The 20,216-nt window shown below is 72.5% G+C and carries 20 protein-coding genes; 10 read left to right on the top strand and 10 right to left on the bottom strand.

Features of this window, described 5'->3' with window-relative positions; translation table 11 throughout:
• Window positions 1–53: 53 nt before the first annotated feature.
• Window positions 54–1,778 carry a DEAD/DEAH box helicase gene (locus tag ACFFJG_RS01045; RefSeq protein ID WP_378516758.1) on the top strand — a complete coding sequence of 575 codons (1,725 nt, stop codon included), beginning with the start codon at window positions 54–56 and terminating at the stop codon, window positions 1,776–1,778.
• A 3-nt stretch (window positions 1,779–1,781) separates the two neighbouring features.
• On the opposite strand, the gene ACFFJG_RS01040 is transcribed toward ACFFJG_RS01045, so the two are convergent.
• Together ACFFJG_RS01040 and ACFFJG_RS01035 are read right to left on the bottom strand one after the other, a co-directional pair.
• Window positions 1,782–2,912 carry a CDP-glycerol glycerophosphotransferase family protein gene (locus ACFFJG_RS01040; protein ID WP_378516757.1) on the bottom strand — a complete coding sequence of 377 codons (1,131 nt, stop codon included), beginning with the start codon at window positions 2,910–2,912 and terminating at the stop codon, window positions 1,782–1,784.
• A 59-nt stretch (window positions 2,913–2,971) separates the two neighbouring features.
• On the bottom strand, window positions 2,972–4,024 hold the full coding sequence (locus tag ACFFJG_RS01035; protein ID WP_378519433.1) for an acyltransferase family protein: 1,053 nt from the start codon (window positions 4,022–4,024) through the stop codon (window positions 2,972–2,974).
• A gap of 310 nt (window positions 4,025–4,334) precedes the next feature.
• Between ACFFJG_RS01035 and ACFFJG_RS01030 the strand changes: the two genes are divergently transcribed.
• Complete coding sequence (locus tag ACFFJG_RS01030) at window positions 4,335–5,144, top strand: resuscitation-promoting factor (RefSeq protein WP_378516756.1); 810 nt, start codon at window positions 4,335–4,337, stop codon at window positions 5,142–5,144.
• Window positions 5,145–5,160: 16 nt separating this feature from the next.
• On the opposite strand, the gene ACFFJG_RS01025 is transcribed toward ACFFJG_RS01030, so the two are convergent.
• From ACFFJG_RS01025 to kynA, 3 genes are all read right to left on the bottom strand, one after another.
• On the bottom strand, window positions 5,161–5,511 hold the full coding sequence (locus ACFFJG_RS01025) for a YciI family protein (RefSeq protein WP_378516755.1): 351 nt from the start codon (window positions 5,509–5,511) through the stop codon (window positions 5,161–5,163).
• 77 nt (window positions 5,512–5,588) lie between these two features.
• A complete protein-coding gene (gene pepN, locus ACFFJG_RS01020; protein WP_378516754.1) occupies window positions 5,589–8,018 on the bottom strand; it encodes an aminopeptidase N in 2,430 nt (809 codons plus the stop codon).
• Between the two features lie 93 nt (window positions 8,019–8,111).
• Window positions 8,112–8,978, bottom strand: a complete 867-nt coding sequence (kynA, locus tag ACFFJG_RS01015; RefSeq protein WP_378516753.1) for a tryptophan 2,3-dioxygenase — start codon at window positions 8,976–8,978, stop codon at window positions 8,112–8,114.
• A gap of 51 nt (window positions 8,979–9,029) precedes the next feature.
• Between kynA and ACFFJG_RS01010 the strand changes: the two genes are divergently transcribed.
• On the top strand, window positions 9,030–9,962 hold the full coding sequence (locus tag ACFFJG_RS01010) for a DNA-3-methyladenine glycosylase family protein (protein ID WP_378516752.1): 933 nt from the start codon (window positions 9,030–9,032) through the stop codon (window positions 9,960–9,962).
• A 14-nt stretch (window positions 9,963–9,976) separates the two neighbouring features.
• Here the strand turns inward: ACFFJG_RS01010 and ACFFJG_RS01005 are convergent, their stop codons facing one another.
• From ACFFJG_RS01005 to ACFFJG_RS00995, 3 genes are read right to left on the bottom strand one after another with little or no spacing between them, the layout of a single operon-like run.
• Window positions 9,977–11,221, bottom strand: coding sequence for a phospholipase D-like domain-containing protein (locus ACFFJG_RS01005; RefSeq protein WP_378516751.1), 1,245 nt, complete (start codon window positions 11,219–11,221; stop codon window positions 9,977–9,979).
• 56 nt (window positions 11,222–11,277) lie between these two features.
• Window positions 11,278–11,538: a hypothetical protein gene (locus tag ACFFJG_RS01000; RefSeq protein WP_378516750.1), complete on the bottom strand. Its 261-nt coding sequence runs from the start codon at window positions 11,536–11,538 to the stop codon at window positions 11,278–11,280.
• A 16-nt stretch (window positions 11,539–11,554) separates the two neighbouring features.
• A complete protein-coding gene (locus ACFFJG_RS00995; RefSeq protein WP_378516749.1) occupies window positions 11,555–12,370 on the bottom strand; it encodes an aminoglycoside phosphotransferase/kinase family protein in 816 nt (271 codons plus the stop codon).
• A gap of 58 nt (window positions 12,371–12,428) precedes the next feature.
• Here ACFFJG_RS00995 and uvrB point away from each other — a divergent pair, with 58 nt between their 5' ends.
• On the top strand, window positions 12,429–14,558 hold the full coding sequence (gene uvrB / locus ACFFJG_RS00990; protein ID WP_378516748.1) for an excinuclease ABC subunit UvrB: 2,130 nt from the start codon (window positions 12,429–12,431) through the stop codon (window positions 14,556–14,558).
• A gap of 138 nt (window positions 14,559–14,696) precedes the next feature.
• On the opposite strand, the gene ACFFJG_RS00985 is transcribed toward uvrB, so the two are convergent.
• Window positions 14,697–15,212: a DUF1707 SHOCT-like domain-containing protein gene (locus ACFFJG_RS00985; RefSeq protein WP_378516747.1), complete on the bottom strand. Its 516-nt coding sequence runs from the start codon at window positions 15,210–15,212 to the stop codon at window positions 14,697–14,699.
• A 77-nt stretch (window positions 15,213–15,289) separates the two neighbouring features.
• On the opposite strand from ACFFJG_RS00985, the gene ACFFJG_RS00980 reads away from it, so the two are divergent.
• Both ACFFJG_RS00980 and ACFFJG_RS00975 read left to right on the top strand, forming a co-directional pair.
• On the top strand, window positions 15,290–15,856 hold the full coding sequence (locus tag ACFFJG_RS00980) for a hemerythrin domain-containing protein (protein ID WP_378516746.1): 567 nt from the start codon (window positions 15,290–15,292) through the stop codon (window positions 15,854–15,856).
• 45 nt (window positions 15,857–15,901) lie between these two features.
• The gene (locus ACFFJG_RS00975) at window positions 15,902–16,252 is read left to right on the top strand and encodes an MmcQ/YjbR family DNA-binding protein (protein ID WP_378516745.1); all 351 of its coding nucleotides are present in this window, start codon (window positions 15,902–15,904) and stop codon (window positions 16,250–16,252) included.
• Between the two features lie 4 nt (window positions 16,253–16,256).
• On the opposite strand, the gene ACFFJG_RS00970 is transcribed toward ACFFJG_RS00975, so the two are convergent.
• Complete coding sequence (locus tag ACFFJG_RS00970; RefSeq protein WP_378516744.1) at window positions 16,257–16,913, bottom strand: ion channel; 657 nt, start codon at window positions 16,911–16,913, stop codon at window positions 16,257–16,259.
• Between the two features lie 63 nt (window positions 16,914–16,976).
• Here ACFFJG_RS00970 and ACFFJG_RS00965 point away from each other — a divergent pair, with 63 nt between their 5' ends.
• The 4 genes from ACFFJG_RS00965 to ACFFJG_RS00950 all read left to right on the top strand — a co-directional run.
• Complete coding sequence (locus tag ACFFJG_RS00965) at window positions 16,977–17,468, top strand: Rv1363c family protein (protein WP_378516743.1); 492 nt, start codon at window positions 16,977–16,979, stop codon at window positions 17,466–17,468.
• Entirely contained in the window at window positions 17,465–17,980 is a 516-nt protein-coding gene (locus ACFFJG_RS00960; protein WP_378516742.1) for a hypothetical protein, read from the top strand. The genes ACFFJG_RS00965 and ACFFJG_RS00960 overlap by 4 nt, the downstream gene beginning before the upstream one ends.
• A 42-nt stretch (window positions 17,981–18,022) precedes the next feature.
• Window positions 18,023–18,994, top strand: coding sequence for an NAD(P)/FAD-dependent oxidoreductase (locus ACFFJG_RS00955; protein WP_378516741.1), 972 nt, complete (start codon window positions 18,023–18,025; stop codon window positions 18,992–18,994).
• A 41-nt stretch (window positions 18,995–19,035) separates the two neighbouring features.
• Window positions 19,036–20,216, top strand: a 1,181-nt coding sequence (locus ACFFJG_RS00950; protein WP_378516740.1) for a glycosyltransferase family 4 protein, incomplete at its 3' end; no start/stop codon positions are given.

Below are 20,216 nucleotides of genomic sequence, written 5' to 3'. Positions count from 1 at the left end.
ACGACCGGGCGAGGCGCCGAGGATCCGGCGGGGGCCGCCGGTAGCGTCCGCGGGTGCCCAGCTCCCGTCGACCCAGCGCTCGCCGGCGGAGCAGCAGCCGGCGGGGCGGGTCGCGGCGGCCGCGGGAGCTGCCGGTCGCCGGGCCGGGGGAGCGGCTGTGGGTGCTCGACGTGCCGTACGGCACCGAGGTGGAGGGTGCCTCGTGGCACCCGGCGGTGCGGATGCACCTGCACGTCAGCCGTGCGCTGCCGGCGCACCTCGCGCCGTACGCGCCGGGGCCCTTCACCCTCGGGCGGTTCCTCGAGAACACGCTCAACCCCGGCGACCGGACGCCCGACCCGGAGCCGACGGACGCGCTCGAGCCGCGGCGGCTCCAGTTCGAGGCGGCCGACGCGATCGCGGCGCGCGCGGAGGCGGGCGGACGGATGTTCCTTCTCGCCGACGAGCCCGGGGTCGGAAAGACGGTCTCCGCGGTCCTCGGCGCGACCGCGGTGGGCGACCTGCGCGGGGCGCGCCGGGTGCTCGTCGTCGCGGACCGACCGGCGGCGATCACGATCGGTCACTGGTGCCGCACGATCGCGGCCCTCGGGCACGGCGGCCTCGAGTGGGTGGTGATCACGTGGGACCGGCTGGAGAAGGTCGCCGACCACGAGTGGGACGTGATCATCGCCGACGAGGCACACGCGCTGCGGCGAACGACCACCAAGCGGTGGAAGCTGTGGGCGCGGATCTCCGGGCACGCGAAGCCCCACGACCGGGCCCCGTTCGTCATCGCGACCACGGCCACGCCCGGCCACACGCCGCTCGAGCTGCCCTACCTCGCGCCCGCCTACGCGCAGGTGCTGGGGGAGCCGATCACGGAGTGGACGTCCGCCACGAGGCAGGCCGACGTGTTCGCCGACGCCCTCGAGCGGCACGGCGTCGGCGTCGAGCGCGGGCGCTACGGCGCCGGCTGGACGAGCGACCCCGCGCGCCGGGCCGCCGACCTGACGCTCGTGCGCGGCTGGCTCGACGAGGAGCGCCCGCCCGCGATGCTCCACCGGGCCGCTCCCTGGGGGCCGGTGCCGATCTCGGGGATGCCGGTCGCGCTGACACCGGCCGAGCGGACGGCGTACGAGGCCGAGTGGGGCGAGTTCTGCCGCGAGATGGACCTCGCCCGGCGCGGCCGCAACGTGGCGAGGGGGCGCGCGGCGCTGCTGAGGTTCCGGCAGAAGGCCGGTCTGCTGCGCGTCGACTCGACCGTCGACTGGATCGCACAGCAGGTCGGCAGCGAGCGCCAGGTCGCCTGCTCGGTCGAGTTCGTCGCGACGGCGGCCGACCCGATCGCCGACCGCCTGCGCGACTCCGGGATCGCGGTGGCCACGATCTACGGTCGCGACCGGTTCGACACCGAGGCCGAGCGGCTGCGGTTCCAGACCGGCGAGGCGAAGGTGTGCGTCTTCACCACCGTCGCCTCGATCAGCCTGCACGCCGGCGAGACGCTGCCGGGCGGGCGCACCGCCAGCACCGAGCCGCGCGTCGGCGTGTTCCACCAGGCACGGTTCTCCGGGATCGCAGGGCGACAGGTCACGGGTCGCACCCACCGCGACCACCAGGTCTCGCCGTGGCACGTGGCGTACGCCGAGGGCACCGTCGAGGAGCAGGTCGGCCGGGTGATGGTCGAGCGGATCGCCGCGGCCTCCGAGACCGTCGGCAGCGACACGACCGGGCTCACCGACCTGGCCGGGATGCTCGGCGCCGACTGGCTCCCGGGTGCCAGCCTCACCGACGCCGGCTGAGCGTCAGGCGGTGATCGCCCCGCCGCCGGCGACGAGCCGGTCGCGCAGCGCGACCAGCTCGGTCACCGCGGTGAGGAAGCGTCCGGTGCTCTCGCCGACCTGGAGGTCGTCGAAGTAGTGGTGGCGCATCGCGACGCGGGCGAGGTGGTGCTCGTCGTGGTCGAGCCGGTCGGCCAGCAACCGGCCCAGCGACGACACCGAACCCGCGTCCACGACGTCGGCGCAGCGGCTCAACGGCACCTGCTCGTGCAGCGAGTGCACGTCGCGGTGGGGATCCATCAGGACGATCGGGCAGTCGTTGCGGAGGTAGAGCCAGTCGAGGCCGACGGACGACACGTCGGTCACCATCGCGTCGCACTGCGGCATCATCGCCAGGATGTCGCCGTCGAGCACGGAGGTGTGGCCGGCGGCCGGGTCGAGCTCGTCCGCCTCGGCCACAGCAGCCATGATCGCGAGGTGGGCCTCGGCGACCTCGGGGACCAGGCTGGTGGTCACCTTCGGGTGCGGCTTGTAGACCAGGCGCACGTCCGGCACCTGGAGGACCTGGGCGACGACCTGGGCGCCGAGCGTGACGACCGAGGTGTAGTCGTTGTAGCTGGCGTCGCCCTCCCACGTCGGGGCGTACATGACCGTCCGCAACGGGCTCGACGCGAGCAGCGGCGCGCGATGGACGTCGAGCTGGGGGCGGCCCACCCGCACGAGCCGGCTCCCGTCGAAGTCGAGGAGCCCGCTCACGTAGCGCTGCACCGCCGCCTCGCCGGCCACGAACACGCGGTCGTAGGCCTTCGCGTTGTTGCTCGCCATCGACTGCTTGTCGCTCTCGCCGTGGTTGACGTGGACGTGCAGCATCCGGGTGTCGACGAGCGACTGGAAGTTGGCCGCGGAGTTGTTGACGTAGAGCACGAGCGCGGCGTCGAGGTCGGCGTAGAGCTCGGTGAGCTCGGCGAAGGACTCGGCGAGGAGCACGGGCAGGCGCGTGCGGGCGCGGACCACCTCGACCGAGTCGGGGTCGCGGAGCACCAGCCCGACCGGGTGGGCGGCGTCCAGCACCTCGAGGACCTCCAGCCACTGGATCAGCTGGTAGGCCCGGGTCGGGTCGCCCGCGAAGTGGGCGATCACACGTACGTCGTTCACGCCACGGATGATAGGCGCAGCCGCGTCCTGTGCCCCCGGTACCGACAATTCGGGGCCGGTCAGCTGGCGGCTGGGACGTAGCTGCCTGCGGGACTCGGATCGCGCCGGCGATCGCGAGGCAGCGCGGGTCGCTCGACGACGTACCAGGAGACCGCGGCCACGGGCAGCACGGTGGCGAGGGACAGCGACACGAAGCCGACCCACGTCAGGGTGACCCCGCACATCAGGAACGCCTGCTGGATGGGGAAGGCGTAGATGTAGGTCCCGTAGGACAGGTCGTGACGCAGCACCAGCAGCTCGTACCGGCCCAGTGCCGTACCGCCGACGATGCACAGATAGGCAACGGCCGGCGCTGCCATCACACGGTAGTCGGGCGTGAACGCTCCGACCACGATGCACACGGTCGCCAGAGCGCACCACAAGCGCGAGAACGGGATGCGGTCGCGCTGCATCCACAGCAGTGCCCCGAGCGTGAACATCAGGCCGAATCGCGGCGGCGCCCAGGAGCCGCCACCCGGCACGGTGAGGGCGAGCTCGAGCGAGACCGTCCAGAACAGGAACGCCAACGCGGCAAGCACGCCCGGACGCAGCACCCGTGCAGCGCCGGACGCGACGATCACGACATAGCAGGCGACCTCGTAACCCAGCGTCCACAGGGACCCGTTCCACCCTCGGTCCGCGGTGCCGACGGGAGTCCCGTCGATCTCCCCCTGCGTCGCCCAGGTGTCGGCGTGCGACCACACGTACTGCAGCTGTCCGGCGAGCGTGAGCTGCGGCATCCCGGCCACGGCCGAGGCGAGAGGCGCGATGACGAACGCCGTCACGAGCAGGCACGTCCACAGACCGGGGAAGATCCGTCGAGCCCGGGCCAGCACGAAAGCACGGGTGCCGGAGCGCCCCACCCAGGCCCGGCAGACGAGGAAGCCCGACAGGGCGAAGAACGCATCGACGCCGATGTCGCCGACCACCGTCGCGAGACGCTCGGGGAGCCACGTGTCGCCCCGCAGCGCGTAGGAGTGCCACGCCACGACCTCGGCCGCCAGGAGGAGACGCAGGAAGCTGAGCGCGTTCGGGCCGTGGTCGAAACGGCTGCCGATCGTGTCCCGAGTCACCTGCACCGGCCAAGGGTGCCCGCCGCGGGATCCGCTCGGAGTCGAAACGGGAGAAACGGTGTCAGCCGTCCGGTGATCGTCGCGGCGCAGGTGGCCTCGATCACGCCGTGCGCCCGGCGCGCGGCCCGAGGCGGCGGCCGATTCGACTTCGGGGGCCCATCCGTGTTCCGGTGGTGGGGCCGCAGCAGTGCTCCGTCGTCGCCGACGCGCCTCCCTTCGTGAGGTGAGCAGCACTCGCGGCCCGGCGCCGAGAGTGCCGCGTCCGAGCGCCCCGGAGGCGTACCCCCAACCCCCGTGAGGTCTGAAGCACGTGCGTGCCACCACCACACCGTTCCTGTCCACCCGCCCGCGTGCTGCCGCCGCGGGTCTCGCCGCGACCGCGCTCGCGATGGGTCTCGTGCCCGCCAGCGCCTCCGCGCACCAGGCCGACGCCGCTCCCGTCGAGGTGCGCCTCGCGGTCGCCGGCCAGGCCCCCGTCGAGGTCGCCGCGACGCCGCAGGTCTGGCCCGGCCAGGTCCTCGAGGCCCACGGCGTGAGCGTCGACGGCAACGACATCGTCACGGTCCGCCGCGACGGCTCGATCGTCACCGGCGCCCGCAAGAAGGTGCGTGCGGGCGACCTGGTCCGCCTGACAGAGGTGACCAAGGTGCGCAAGACCAAGGTCCGGAAGGTCCGCAAGGGCACCGTGGAGGTCTTCACGACGAAGCTCGACCCGGGCACCCGCAAGGTGGTCAGCACCGGCCGTGCCGGCAAGCGCGAGGTCGTCGCGGTCAAGACGCTGCACGACGGCGAGGCGGTGGACTACCGCGTGGTCAGGAAGACGCTGCTGAGGGAGTCGCGCCCGCGCCGCGTGCTCGTGGGCCGCGAGGCGTACTCGGTCCCCGGAGCCGACGGCCTCGACTGGGCCGCGCTCGCGAACTGCGAGTCCGGCGGCAACCCGAGGGCGGTCAACGCGGCCGGCTACTACGGGCTCTACCAGTTCGACACCGGCACCTGGCGCAGCGTGGGCGGCTCCGGCCTGCCGACCAGCGCCTCCGCGGCGGAGCAGACCTACCGCGCCAAGCTGCTCTACCAGCAGCGCGGCCGCTCGCCCTGGCCCACCTGCGGCCGCCTGCTCTGAGCGGGTCCGCCGACGCTCAGTCCTCCACCGGGCGCACCTCGACCACCGGGTGCGCCCTGGTCAGCACCCGGGCCGCGTCGAGCAGCCCGTCCTCGTCGTCGCAGCTGACGAAGAAGAAGCCCGACATCTGCTCGACGGTCTCCGCGAAGGGACCATCGGTGACGGTGACCCCCTCGCTCGTACGCCGGAGCGTGCGGGCGGTGCCGCTCGCCGCAAGCCCGGCGCCCCCGGTGATCTTCCCGCCCACCGCGCGCAGCAGCCGGGCGAACTCGGCGTCGGTGTCCCAGGTCGCCTGGTGGTCGGCGTCGGTGCCCGCCAGCCAGGCGGCCTCGTCGTCGGCCGGGAACAGCACCACGTAGTCGGTCATCGTCTCGTCCTCTCGTCGGGTCTCGCACCGATGACGGGCGAGGAGGGCGCGGATCGACGGTCCGCGCCCTCCTGCACTCAGAGAGCGCGGGCGCGCACCATCCGGAGGACCTCCTCGGAGCGCTCGGTCATCGAGCCGACCACCACCGGCGCCGCCTGCTCGGCGGCGACCTCACGGGCGTGCGCGACGAACGCCTCGTCGACCCCGTGGAGCGGGAACAGTCGGGCGGAGAGCTGGAGGCCGGGGATCATCCCGCCCTCGTGGAGGGTGGGCAGCGCCTCGACGTAGCGCGCGGCGAACGGCGCCAGCACCTCGTCCTGACCGGGGCGCCAGAAGGCCGTCGCCACGGCCGACGTGGCCTGCACGGGCACCGTCCGCTCCACCATCGCCGTCCAGGCCTCCTCCTTGGCCTCGGCCGAGGGAGCGCTCGTGCGCACGCAGAGGGCGCGGATCCACGAGTCGGGGTCGGGGTCACGCTCCTGCAGCGCGGCGACGGCGTCGTCGTCCACGTCGCCGAGCTCGGCGCGGCGCGCCAGGACGTACCACTCCAGGTCGACGTCGTCGCCGGCCGCCTCGAGGACACCGCCGAGCTCGTCGGCCCCCGCGGTGCGGGCCAGGACGCGCAGCGCCGACTGGCGCACCACGTCGGCGGCGAGCAGGTCGCGGGCGGCCTCGGCGACCTGCGCCTCGAGGCGGGGCCGCTCGTGCTCCGGAGCCCACCGCTGGGCGGCGGACAGGGCGAGCTCGAGGCACGGCTCGGCGACGGTCTCGACGGTCTCGACGCGCAGCACGTCGGTGAGCGCGCCGACCGCCTCCGCTGCGCTGGCCTCGCCGTTGCACAGCATGTCCCACACGGTCGCCATCGCGACCGCGCGCGCCAGCGTCGTGGGGAGCGCGGAGGGGTGCTGCACGAGAACCTCGCGACCGGCCGGGTCGGGACGCGTCGTGGCGAACGTGGTGTCGTCGTGGTTGACGAGGTAGAGGTCGGCCTCGGGCAGGCCGTCGACCGGCGTGCGCTCGCCGTCGACCTCCACCCGGACCGCGCCCGCCTCCTCGAGCACCTCGCCGGCCCACCGATAGGCGGCGACGCCGACGACCTGCGGGTGCGGGGCGCCGTGGGCGCCGCGCGCGGTCAGCACGAGCCCGTCCTCGGTGCGCTCGATCCCGAGCCGGTCCACGCCGGCGGTCTCCAGCCAGGCGCGGCGCCACGGCTGCAGGTCGCGGCCGCTCGCCTGCTCCAGCGAGCCGACGAGGTCGTCGAGGGTGGTGTTGCCCCACGCGTGCTCGGCGAAGTAGGAGCTCATCCCGGCCGAGAAGGTGTCCTCACCCACGAAGTGCATGAGCTGCTTGAGCACCGCGGCGCCCTTGGGGTAGGTGATCGAGTCGAAGATCGACTCCGCGTCGGCCACCGACGGCACCCGCTGCCGGATCGGGTGGGAGGACGGCCCCTGGTCGGCGAGGTAGGCGCGGAGCTTGTCGCCGACGAGGTTGTTGGCCGCCGTGTCGCCGTAGGCCGTGGCCCGCTCGGCGGCCCACATGCAGGCGAACTCGGCGAAGGCCTCGTTGAGCCAGAGGTCGTCCCACCAGCGCATCGTCACGATGTTGCCGAACCACATGTGCGCCATCTCGTGGAGCAGCACGTTGGCGAAGGTCTGCCACTCGGCGGTGGTCGGCTCGTGGCGCCGGATGATGTCGTCGGTCCAGGTGACGCAGCCGTAGTTCTCCATCGCGCCGCCGAACTCCGGCAGGAACACCTGGTCGTAGGAGCGCTGGGGGAACGGCATCCCGAAGCGCTCACCGAAGAACTGCAGGCCCTGCGAGGTCAGGGTGAACAGCTGGTCGGCGTCGCGCCGCAGGGCGTCGGCCAGCGTCTGGCGGGCGTAGAGGCCGAGCTCGAAGCCGTCGACCTCGCGGCGCACCTCGACGAACGGGCCGGCCACCACGACGGGGTTGTACGTCGACAGCGCCGGGGTGGGCGCGAACGTCCAGCGTCGCGCGCCGTCGACCTCGACGACCTCGGGGTCGCCGGAGTTGCTGACGACCGTCCAGTCCGCCGGGGCGGTGACGGTGAACGCGTGCGGAGCCTTGAGGTCGGGCTGGTCGAAGCACGCCCACGCGTAGCGCGCCTCGTCGGGCTCGAACGTGGTCCAGAGGTAGACGCGGCCGTCGGCCGGGTCGACGGCCCGGTGCACGCCGCGCCCGTGGGTGGTGTCGGCCTGCACGGTCGCCACGACGAGCTCGTTGTCCTCGGCCAGGTCGGGCAGCAGGATCCGTCCGTCCTCCGCGGCCGGCAGGGCCGCGCCGTTGAGCGTGGCGCTCTCCACCTCCGCGCAGCAGTCGACGAAGCTCGACGCGCCGGCCGAGGCGGTGAACCGGATGGTGCTGACGGCCCGGAGCTCGGGTCCGTCGGGGAGGGCGGTGAGGTCGACGGCGATGTCGTAGGAGGTGACCGACAGGAGGGCGGCGCGCTCGACGGCCTCCTCCTGTCGCAGGCTGCGGACGGGCACGGCGGGGTCCTCGCTCGGGTCGGGTGCGGTGGCGCCGCCCGCGACGGGCGACCTCCGCAGCCTAGGCCTCGCGACCGACGGCCGTGACGTGGGTCACTCGCCGATGCGGGTGCGCACCTCGTAGAGCTCGGGGAAGAAGGTGAGGTCGAGGGCGCGGCGCAGGAAGTCCACGCCGGAGGAGCCGCCGGTGCCGGTCTTGTGGCCGATCACCCGCTGGACGACCTGGAGGTGGCGGAAGCGCCACTGCTGGAAGGCGTCCTCGACGTCGACGAGCTCCTCGCAGGTCTCGTAGACGCCCCAGTGCTCGGCGGGCGAGGCGTAGACCTGCGCGAACAGGTCGACCAGCTCGGGGTCGCTGGTGTGTGGCCGCGACCAGTCGCGCTCCAGCAGCCGCTGCGGGACGGCGTACCCCTGGCGCGAGAGGTGGGCGAGGAGCTCGTCGTAGAGCGACGGCTCGTGGAGCAGCTCCTCGAGCACCGTCCGGGCGTCGCCGTCGTGCGCGTGCACCTTGACCATGTCGGCGTTCTTGTTGCCGAGCAGGAACTCGACCTCGCGGTACTGCGCGGACTGGAAGCCCGAGCTGGTGGCGAGGAAGGGGCGGATCTCGGCGTACTCGCTCGGGGTGAGCGTCGCGAGCACGGACCACTGGTCGGTGAGCGTATGCTGGATGTGCTTGACCCGCGCGAGGCGCTTGAGGGCCGGGGCGAGGTCGTCGGTGCGCAGCAGCGCGCGGGCGGAGCGGAGCTCGTGGATCATCAGCTTGAGCCACAGCTCGCTGGTCTGGTGCTGGATGATGAAGAGCAGCTCGTCGTGCTGCTGCGGCTCGGACCGGGGCTGCTGGGCCGCGAGCAGGACGTCGAGGCGCAGGTAGTCGCCGTAGGACATCGACTGCGAGAAGTCGCGCTGGATGCCCTCCTCGAGGTCGCGCTGGTTGGCCTGCCGGTCCGGTGTCTCTGCCATGTGCGCAACCTATCCGCCCCGGGCGTCGGTGGGCTCGATTACCGTCGGGCCATGGCCACCGACGTCGAGCGCACCCGCACCTGGGTGCCGTCGTGGCCGTGCGCGCCGGCCCAGGTGCTCCGCCCGCAGCGCCGCGGTGCCGGCGACCCGACCCAGCGCGAGGACGACGCGGGCCGCACCTGGCGCGCCATGCGTACGCCGGTCGGCGCGGCCACGCTGTGCATCCAGCCCCGCCCGTCGAGCGGCGACGTGCTCGGGCGGGCGTGGGGCCCGGGGGCCGACTGGGCGCTGGAGCACCTGCCCCGCCTGCTCGGCGCCGACGACGACCCCGCCGGCTTCGAGGCGCACCACCACCCGGAGGTCGCCGAGGGCTGGCGCCGTCACCCCCACTGGCGCATCGGTGCGACCGGGCTGGTGATGGAGTCGCTGGTGCCCTCGGTCCTGGAGCAGAAGGTCACCGGCAAGCAGGCGTTCGGCTCGTTCCGCGAGCTCGTGCGCCGGCACGGCGAGCCGGCGCCGGGCCCCGTCGGCGCGCTGCGCCTCATGCTGCAGCCCACGCCCGACACCATCGCGGCCATCCCCTCGTGGGAGTGGCTCCGGCTCGGGGTGCAGCCCGCCCAGTCGCGCACCGTCGTCACCGTGTGCCGCCTGGCGTCGTCGCTGGAGCGGATCACCGAGGTGCCGGCCGAGGAGGCCGACCGCCGGCTCCGGACCGTCCGCGGCATCGGGGTGTGGACCAGCGCGGAGGTGCGCCAGCGCGTGCTGGGCGACCCCGACGCGGTGAGCTTCGGCGACTACCACCTCGCCAACTGGGTGGGCTGGGCGCTCGTCGGCCACGACGTCACCGACGACGAGATGGCCGTGCTGCTCGAGCCCTACCGCCCCCACCGCGGCCGCGCCGCCATGCTCGCGATCGCCGGCGGGCGCAGCCGCCCGCGCCGCGGGCCGCGGATGAGCGTGCCGACCCACCTGCCCACGCGCTGACGCGCGGACCCGCCTCAGAGCAGGGGGCGCAGGGGCGCGAGGAAGCTCTCGGTGAACTTGCGGTTGAGGTCGCGCGCCTCCCACTCGTCGAGGGTGAGCTCGAGGCAGTTCGACTGGTCGGTCTCGAAGACCCGCTCCATCGCGGCGGCGAAGTCGGGGTCGATGACCTCGAGGTTGATCTCGTAGTTGCCCTGGAGGCTGAGGCGGTCGATGTTGGCCGTGCCGACCGTGGCCCAGCTGCCGTCGATGGTGGCGGTCTTGGCGTGCACCATCGCGTCGCGGAAGCGCAGGATCCGCACGCCCGCGGCGAGCAGCTGGCCGTAGTAGCCGCGCGAGATCCAGTCGGCCACGATGTGGTTCGACTTCAGCGGCAGCAGGATCCTCACGTCGACGTCGCGCCGCGCGGCCTCGACGAGCGAGTCGACGAAGTCCTGGTCGGGCAGGAAGTAGGCCGTGGTGATCCAGATGTTGCGGCTCGCGCGGTTGATCGCCTCGAGGTACATGCTGCGGATGGGGAAGTTCCACTGCCGCGGCACGTTGCGGTGGATGCGGATCTGCGGGTCCCAGTCGGAGGCGGTCTGCAGCAGCAGCGGGCGCTCGTCGCGCTTGATCCGGTGGCGACGGTTGAGGTTCCAGAAGTCGGCGAACGCGCGCTCGACGTCCCACACGCCCGGCCCGGTGATCCGCACGTGGGTGTCACGCCACTCGGTGGCGTAGGCCGACCCGATGTTGTAGCCGCCGAGGAAGGCCACCTCCTCGTCGACGACGAGCATCTTGCGGTGGTCGCGGCCGTAGCGCCGCAGATCCCAGAACCGCAGGCCCGCGGTCCACACCGGGTAGCGCAGCACCTTGAGCGACGGGGCGAAGCGCTTGAACGCGGGCGAGACCACCACGTTGGCGAAGCCGTCGTAGATGCAGTGGACGTCGACGCCGCGCTCGGCCGCCGCGGTCAGGGCGGTCTTGAACTTCCACCCGATCTCGTCGCCCTTCCAGATGTAGGTCTCGAAGAGGACCTGCTTCTTGGCCCCGTCGATCGCGGCCAGCATGTCGTCGTAGAGGTCGCGCCCGAAGGTGTACGTCGTGATCTCGCCCTCGCCGACCGCGACCGTCTCGGGCCTGGTCACCGGGAACGGCTTCGGCTTCTTGCCCCGGCGCCGGTAGGAGTCGACCAGGGACAGCGCGATCGCCAGCCCGACCTGCAGCCCGAGCAGCCCCAGCAGGCCGCGCCTCAGGGATCTCAGCGCGCGGGACACGGTCACGCGCACAATCTAGTCACGACCCCCACCCGGGACGGTGCGGGGCCGGACCCGGGTCGTCAGCCTCGACCGGGCGCGCTGACCCGGTCGCGGTCCCGATCCCGGTCCCGCCGGCGCCGGAACAGCGGACCGTCGGCGAACGCCGCGACGCGCGACGAGCGTGCGGCCGCGAGGCTCACCACGCCGAGGAGCAGCTGGCAGGCGCCGAGCAGGGTGCGGCCGTCGACCATCGTCACCAGGCCGAAGAACAGCCACGCCGACCCCAGCACGTAGTGCCAGGTACGTCGTCCCGCGTCGGCGTCGTCCTTCTCGGTCCCCATGGGTCGAGGGTAGTGCTCACCCGAGGTCGAGTCCGGCGTACCGCGCGACGTCGCACGGCCGGTCGGACAGCACCCGGAAGAGGGCCGCGCGCAGCACCGCCTGCCGAGCGCGGCCGCTGGTCCACTCGTCGAGCGCCTCCGGCGGCGCGCCGAGCCACAGCACGGCATCGAGCACGCAGACCGCCTCCGCCCACAGCGGCGAGCGCCAGGTGGGGGAGAAGTCGATGACGAAGGGGATCCCCGAGGCGTCGAGCAGCACGTTGCCGGCGAGGTCGCGGTGGACGAGCTGCTCGCGGCCGAGGTCGGCGGGCTCGACGCCGTCGAGGGCCCCGACCAGCCGTGCGACGAGTGCGGCGAGGCCGGGCTCGGTCCGCTCCGCCGCGGCCGCGAGCGCGAGCCGCGGGTCGTACGCCGCCTGCTCCGCCTCGCTCCAACGGTCGTGGTGGGCGTCGAGCCCGGCGGGGCGCTCGGGCACAGCGGTGGCGAGGTGGGCGTGGAGCAGGTGCGCGGCGGCGCGCAGGGTCGGCAGGTCGTCGCACGGCGTCGTGTCGGGCTCGAAGCGGGTCGCGGCCCAGCCGTCGACCGTCAGGTTGCCGTCGCGCGCGGGCACCGGGAGCGCCAGGCGCAGCGGGCGCGGCGAGCCCTCGTCGAGCCGCACCGCCAGCCGAGCCTGCACCGGGGCCAGCCAGTCGCGCTCGGGCCCGTGACCCGGTGAGAGGGCGAGGTCGCCGGCACGCCACGTCGTCCCCTGTCCTCCGGGCAGGGGCTCGAGGACGCCCTCGGCCGCGAACAGGTCAAGGACGTGGTCGGGCGGTCGGCCGGGGTGGGGCATGGCAGGGAGCCTAGAACGCACGGGGGCCGCTGTCGGTGGCCCCGCGTAGGCTCGACGCATGCGTCCTGTCACCGATCTCCAGCGCCGGGTGGCCCCCTTCAAGGTGGTCTCCGACTACGAGCCGTCCGGCGACCAGCCGGCCGCGATCAAGGAGATCGTGGGCCGGATCCAGGGCGGCGAGCAGGACGTCGTGCTGCTCGGCGCCACCGGCACCGGCAAGACCGCCACGGTCGCCTGGGTCGCCGAGCAGCTGCAGCGGCCCGTGCTCGTGCTCCAGCCCAACAAGACGCTGGCCGCCCAGTTCGCCAACGAGCTGCGCCAGCTGTTCCCGGACAACGCGGTGGAGTACTTCGTCTCCTACTACGACTACTACCAGCCCGAGGCCTACGTCCCGCAGACCGACACCTACATCGAGAAGGACTCCTCGATCAACGAGGAGGTCGAGCGGCTGCGGCACAGCGCCACCAACAGCCTGCTCACCCGCCGCGACACCATCGTGGTCTCGACCGTGTCCTGCATCTACGGCCTCGGCACCCCGCAGGAGTACGTCGACCGGATGCTGCGGCTGAAGGTCGGCGAGGAGCACGACCGCGACTCGGTGCTGCGCCGGCTGGTCGAGATCCAGTACACCCGCAACGACATGTCGTTCACCCGCGGCACCTTCCGGGTGCGCGGCGACACGCTCGAGATCTTCCCGGTCTACGAGGAGCTCGCCATCCGCGTGGAGTTCTTCGGCGACGAGGTGGAGCGGCTGATGACGCTCCACCCGATCACCGGCGAGGTCGTCTCCGACGACACCGAGCTCCACGTCTTCCCGGCCACCCACTACGTCGCCGGCCCGGAGCGGATGGAGAAGGCGATCAGGGGCATCGAGCTCGAGCTCGCCGACCAGCTCGCGACCTTCGAGAAGCAGGGCAAGCTGCTCGAGGCGCAGCGGCTGCGGATGCGCACGACCTACGACGTCGAGATGATGCGGCAGGTCGGGTCGTGCTCGGGCATCGAGAACTACTCGATGCACATGGACGGCCGCAAGCCCGGCAGCGCGCCCAACACCCTCCTCGACTACTTCCCCGAGGACTTCGTCCTCGTCGTCGACGAGTCCCACGTCGCGGTGCCGCAGATCGGTGGCATGTACGAGGGCGACATGTCCCGCAAGCGCAACCTCGTCGACCACGGCTTCCGGCTGCCGAGCGCGATGGACAACCGACCGCTGCGCTGGGAGGAGTTCGTCGACCGGATCGGCCAGACGATCTACCTCTCGGCCACCCCGGGCAACTACGAGCTCGACCGGGTCGGCGGCGTCGACAACACGGTGCAGCAGATCATCCGCCCGACCGGTCTGGTCGACCCCGAGGTCATCGTCAAGCCCACCAAGGGCCAGATCGACGACCTCATCCACGAGATCCGCACCCGTGCGGAGAAGAACGAGCGTGTCCTGGTCACCACGCTGACCAAGAAGATGTCCGAGGACCTCACCGACTACCTCCTCGACGCCAACATCCGCACCCGGTACCTCCACTCCGAGGTCGACACGCTGCGGCGCATCGAGCTGCTGCGCGAGCTGCGGATGGGCGAGTACGACGTGCTCGTCGGCATCAACCTGCTCCGCGAGGGCCTCGACCTCCCCGAGGTGTCGCTCGTGGCGATCCTCGACGCCGACAAGGAGGGCTTCCTGCGCTCCGACAAGTCGCTGATCCAGACGATCGGTCGCGCGGCGCGCAACGTGTCGGGCCAGGTGCACATGTACGCCGACAAGATCACCCCCTCGATGGAGAACGCGATCGAGGAGACCAACCGCCGCCGCGCGATCCAGGTCGCCTACAACACCGAGCGCGGCATCGACCCCCAACCGCTGCGCAAGAAGATCGCCGACATCACCGAGATGCTCGCCCGCGAGGACGAGAACACCGAGGAGCTGCTGCGCACCTGGGCCGACGTGGGCCAGAAGGGCCGCGCCGGCGGGGTCAAGGCCGGCAAGTCGCCGACCCCGGCCCTGTCCCGGATCCACTCCGAGGCCCCCGACACCGCCGGCATCCCGAGCAGCGACCTCGCCGAGCTCATCCAGGGCCTCACCGACCAGATGAAGACGGCCGCCGCCGAGCTGCAGTTCGAGGTCGCCGCCCGATTGCGCGACGAGATCTCCGACCTCAAGAAGGAGCTCCGCCAGATGATGGAAGCGACGAAGTGAGGAGAGGGCCTCGCGCGAGGAACGAGCTCGGAAGGTCCTCGATGAGCGAGGAGCTGCGTGCGAGCGAAGCGAGCACGCCGGCGACGAAGTGAGGACTGCGGCGACGGCGGCGGCGGAATGAGGTGGGCGCGCCGCGGCTCAGCCGAGCTGCTCGCGCCGCTTGGCCTCCTTGAGCTCCTTCTCCTCGAGCTCGCGCACGTGCTCGTCGATGAGGTCGTGCTTGCGGGCGACGATGCGCACCACGTTCATGATCCCGAAGCCCATCGGGAACAGCGGCCACGGGAAGTCGCCCCACATGGTCAGGGCCCAGATGGTCCAGAGCAGGACCGACAGCCCGATGAGGCCGAGCACCGCCTCACGGCGGTCGCTCTCCCACTTCCGGACGGCCTGCTGGCGCAGGTCGGTGGGCGTCGACCGCGGCCCGTGGGCGACGGGGAGGTCGCTCACCAGGGGCACCAGGTCGCCCAGGGTGCGGCTGGCGAGAGCGGCGTCGGTGCGCTCGTCGTACTCCGTGCGGGTGATCCGGCCCTCGGCGAAGGCGTCGGCCAGGACGGTCGCGATGACGGCGCGGTCGCGGTCGGAGGCGCGCACCTCCCGGTTCGCGGGCGCGCGGGGGTCGTGCTCGAACTGGCTCCACACCTCGATACCTGGCACCGCTCCATCGTAGGCAGGCCCACCCATCGGGATGAATGAGGAGTGTCATGGTCGCGCGAGGTCGCTAGCGTCGCCGCATGAGCACTGCCATCGACCTCGGACGCCCGATCTCCGGTGACGTCATCGACCTGATCCTCGACGACCACCGCCGCTTCGAGGCGCTGCTGCGCGACCTGCGCGACAGCACCTCCGACCGCGACGCGGTCCGCAAGGCGCTCGCCGCGCTGCACGTCGCCCACGCGGAGGCGGAGGAGAAGCACGTCTACCCCCAGCTGCGGCGCAAGGACGCCATCACCGCGCACGAGGCCGAGCACGGCGAGGAGGAGCACGCCGAGGGCCACGAGGCGATGCTGGCGGTCCTCGAGCTCAAGGGCACCGACACGCAGGCCTTCGACGACGCGGTCGAGGAGCTCGCGAAGGTGCTCAACCACCACCTCACCGAGGAGGAGCTGACCATCCTCAACCCGGCGCGCGAGGAGGTCGGCGAGCAGCTGCGCGCCACCCTCGGCGAGGCGTTCGCCACCGAGCGCAACGCCCAGCTCGACGCCGACTGCGGCTCCATCGACAACGTCCGCCGGATCGTGCAGGCTGCCGAGCGGGAGGGCCTCCTCGACGACGAGGAGGACGAGGACTCCGACGACTGAGCGCCGCGATCGCGGCCCGAGGGGTGACGCGTGGACGTGGCGGCGATGCACGAGCTCTGCGCGTCCTTCCCGGGCGCCTGGCCCGACAACCCGTGGGACCACGAGCACCCGGTGTTCAAGGTCGGCCCGGGGGAGCGAGGCAAGATCTTCGCGTTCCTCGCCGCCGACAAGGTCGGGGTGAAGGCAGGCGCGACGCGCGAGGTCGCCGACGAGTGGCTCGACCGCTACCCCGACGACGTCACGGTCATGGCCTACATCGGTCGGTCGGGCTGGAACGACCTCGCGCTCGCGGGGGCGATCCCCGACGACGAGCTGGTCGAGGCGGTCGAGGAGTCCTACCGGCTCGTCGTGTCACGGCTGCCGAAGCGCGACCGGCCCGCGGGCTGGGAGGGCTGAGTGCTCAGCGGCGTCGCATCATCGTCAGCCCGACCATGCGGGCGACGACCATCGCGACGTAGAAGACGCCGACCATCATCTCGACCATGACGACCGAGCGGGCCTGCTCGCCGACGGCGACGATGTCGGAGAGGCCCACGCTGGTGAGGGTCGAGAACGACAGGTAGAGCAGCTCGAACCACGTGTGGTCGAAGCCGGCGGCGTTGGAGAACGAGTCGGGCCACACGACCTGCACGGCCGAGAAGACGTACGCGAAGCCCCACGCCACGACCGTGAACGCGGCGCCGGTGGCGTAGTACTCGTCGGTCGTGATCACGTCGTCGTGGAACAGGTAGCGCAGCATCGCGTAGGAGACGTAGAAGTAGAAGGGCGCGTGCAGCAGCCCCGACGTCAGCGTGATCCAGTCGGTGTCGCGGAACACCGCGTCGAGGAGCGTGAAGACGATCGTCGGCGCCCCCAGGAAGAACACCACCCGGCTCACGTGGGGCGTGCGGCGGACCGCAAGCACCGCGGAGCCGACCGCGAGCATCGCGATGACGCCGAGGAACGCGCGACCGACGGTGGACTCGCCGAGGAACGGCCACGCCAGCACCTGCAGCAGCTGTGCGGCCAGCAGCATCGCCGACGGGTGCGCGGTGAGGTGGGGGAGCGGCCGGGTCACGACACGGGAGTCTAGGCAGCCGGTCAGCAGCGCCGGGCCGACCCGCTGGGCTAGGTTCGCGCTGTGGGTGCATGGGGATGGAGGGCCCTGGCCGCCGCGCTGGCGGTCGTCCTCGTCGCGCTCGTGACCGGGTGCGTCGTCGTCAACAGGTCGACGACGCCGCCCGACGACGACCTGACCGGCACCCAGCACGCGGTGGCGGCGGCCGCGCGTGCCGAGGTCCTCGCGTTCTTCCGCGTCGACCACCGCGACATGGACCCGCTGGCCGACGCGGTGCTGGCGGGCGCCACCGGCGACTTCGCCGAGCAGTACGCCGCCCAGCGGGACCGGCTGGTGCGCCGGGCGGTCCGCACGAGGGCGACGTCCACCGGCGAGGTGGTCTCCCTCGGTGTCAGCGAGGTCGACGCCGACTCCGCCACCGTGGTGGTGGCGGCCAACAGCACCGTCACCAACGCCAAGTCCGACCGGCCGCAGGTGCGGTTCTACCGGATCCGGCTCGAGCTGGTCCGCGAGGGCGGGCTGTGGCTGACCCGTGACGTGGAGTTCGTCCGGTGAGGCGCGCGTGCGCCGTCCTCGGTGCCCTGGTGCTCGTCGCCGCGGGCGTGCTCGGGTGGCTGGTGCTCGACCGGCCCGAGGACGGTGCGGCCGACGACCTGACCTCGGCCGACCAGCCGGCCGCCTACCTCGTGTCGGCCGCGGTCCGCGACGACGTGCTCCAGGCCGCGGACCAGGCGGTGACGCGGGTCTACGGCTACTCGTGGCGCTCGCTGCCGGAGGACCGGTCCGCTGCCCGGGCGCTGCTGACGGGCCGCATGGCCGAGCGCTACGACCGCACCATGGCGGGGCTGGCGCCCGACGCGCGCAGCGAGCACCGGGTGGTCGAGGTGACCGTCCCGGGCAGCGGCGTCGTGCACGCGGCCGCCGACTACGCGCGCGTCCTCGTCCTCGTCGACCGGCGTACCACCGCGCGCGGGCGCGCCGAGCCGCGGCTCGACCTCGACCGGGTGCTGGTGACCCTCGTGCGCGTCGACGGCGCCTGGCGGGTGAGCGAGCTCGACTCGCTCTAGCCGAGGCTTGTGGCGCGGCGCGGGGACCGTCAGGATCGCAGCGTGGACGACGTGACGACCGACCTGCTCGTGATCGGGGCCGGCCCGACGGGCCTGTACGCCACCTACTACGCGGGGTTCCGGGGCCTGGACGTCACCGTCGTGGACTCGCTGCCCGAGCTCGGCGGCCAGATCACCGCGATGTATCCCGAGAAGGCGATCCTCGACGTCGCCGGCTTCCCGAGCGTCAAGGGCCGCGACCTCGTCGCGGGCCTGGTCGAGCAGGCCGGCACCGCCCACCCGACGTACCTGCTCGACCGCACCGCCACCACCCTCGAGCACCGCGACGACGACGTCGTGGTCTGCCTCGACGACGGCACCCGGATCACGGCGGGCGCGGTGCTCATCACCTCGGGCATCGGCAAGTTCAGCCCGCGCCCGCTGCCGGCGGGGGAGGGCTGGGTGGGCCGCGGGATGGAGTTCTTCGTGCCCAGCTTCGCGCCGTACGCCGGCAAGGACGTGGTCGTCGTCGGTGGCGGCGACAGCGCCTTCGACTGGGCCCAGCACCTCGAGCCGGTCGCCGCGTCGGTGACCCTCGTCCACCGCCGCGAGGCGTTCCGTGCCCACGAGCGCACGGTGGCTGCCGTGCAGGCCTCCGACGTGGAGATCGTCACCAACGCCCAGGTCACCGCCCTGCGCGGCGACCCGCTGCTGGAGCAGGTGGAGGTCACCGTCGACGGTGAGGAGCCGCGCGTGCTCGAGGCGCAGGCGCTCGTCGCCGCGCTCGGCTTCGTGGCCGACCTCGGGGCGATCCAGCAGTGGGGCCTCGAGACGTCGAAGCGCCACGTCGTCGTCGACTCGGCGATGCGCACCAACCTCCCGCGCGTGTTCGCGGCCGGCGACATCACCGACTACCCCGGCAAGGTCCGGCTGATCGCGGTCGGCTTCGGCGAGGCCGCGACCGCCGTCAACAACGCCGCGGTGGTGATCGACCCGTCCGCGCACGTGTTCCCCGGTCACTCCAGCGAGGGCTGACCGCCCCGGCGCCGGAGGGGCGCTACTGCTGAGTAGGCATAATGGGCGGCGTGCGCATCGCCCTGCTGTCCTACCGGACCAAGCCCCACTGCGGAGGACAGGGCGTCTACGTCCGCCACCTGTCCCGCGAGCTGGTGCGCCTGGGGCACGAGGTCGAGGTCTTCTCCGGCCAGCCCTACCCCGAGCTCGACGAGGGCGTGCGGCTGACCAAGGTCCCGAGCCTCGACCTCTACCGCGAGCCCGACCCGTTCCGGGTCCCGCGGCTGCGTGAGTTCCGCGACCGGATCGACGTGGAGGAGTTCCTCACGATGTGCACGGCCGGGTTCCCCGAGCCGAAGACCTTCAGCTCGCGGATCTCGCGGCTGATGCGCGAGCGGGCCGGCGACTTCGACGTCGCCCACGACAACCAGGTGCTCGGCACCGGCATCCTCGACCTCGAGGACTACGGGCTGCCCGTGGTCGCGACGATCCACCACCCGATCACCATGGACCGCCGCATCGACCTGCAGACGGCGCCGACCTTCCGCAAGCGGCTCACGCTGCGCCGCTGGTACGGCTTCCTCCGGATGCAGACGCGGATGGCACGGCGCTACCGGAAGATACTCACGCCCTCGGAGTCCTCGCGCCGCGACGTCGCGCGCGACTTCGGTGTCGACCCGGCCCGGATGCAGACGATCCTGCTCGGGGTCGACGAGGTCTTCGCCCCGCCGACCGAGGCCCGCGTCCCCGGCCGCATCCTGGCCATGGCCAGCGCCGACGCCCCGATGAAGGGCATCGCCACCCTGCTCGAGGCGTTCGCCAAGCTGAGCGTCGAGCGCGACGTGTCCCTCGTCCTGGTGACCAGGCCGGAGCCGGGCGGGCGCACCGAGCAGCTCATCGACCAGCTCGGCATCGCCGACCGGGTCGAGTTCGTGAGCGGGGTCAGCGACGAGGAGCTGGTCGCGGTGATGGGCTCCGCCGAGGTCGCGTGCGTGCCGTCGCTCTACGAGGGCTTCTCCCTGCCCACCGCCGAGCTGATGGCCTGCGCGACCCCGCTCGTCGTCTCGCGCGCCGGGGCGATCCCGGAGGTCGTCGGCGATGACGGCGTGTGCGCCGACCTGGTGACGCCGGGCGACGTCGGCGAGCTGGAGCAGGCCATCGCGGCGCTGCTCGACGACCCCGAGCGTCGTACGGCGATGGGTGCTGCGGGACGTGCCCGCGTCGAGGAGCTGTTCAGCTGGCG

Source organism: Nocardioides zeicaulis (assembly GCF_042432345.1).
GTDB classification, from domain to species: Bacteria; Actinomycetota; Actinomycetes; order Propionibacteriales; family Nocardioidaceae; genus Nocardioides; species Nocardioides zeicaulis.
Note: the sequence above shows the minus strand (reverse complement) of the source record. Positions and strands in the feature narration are given on the sequence as shown.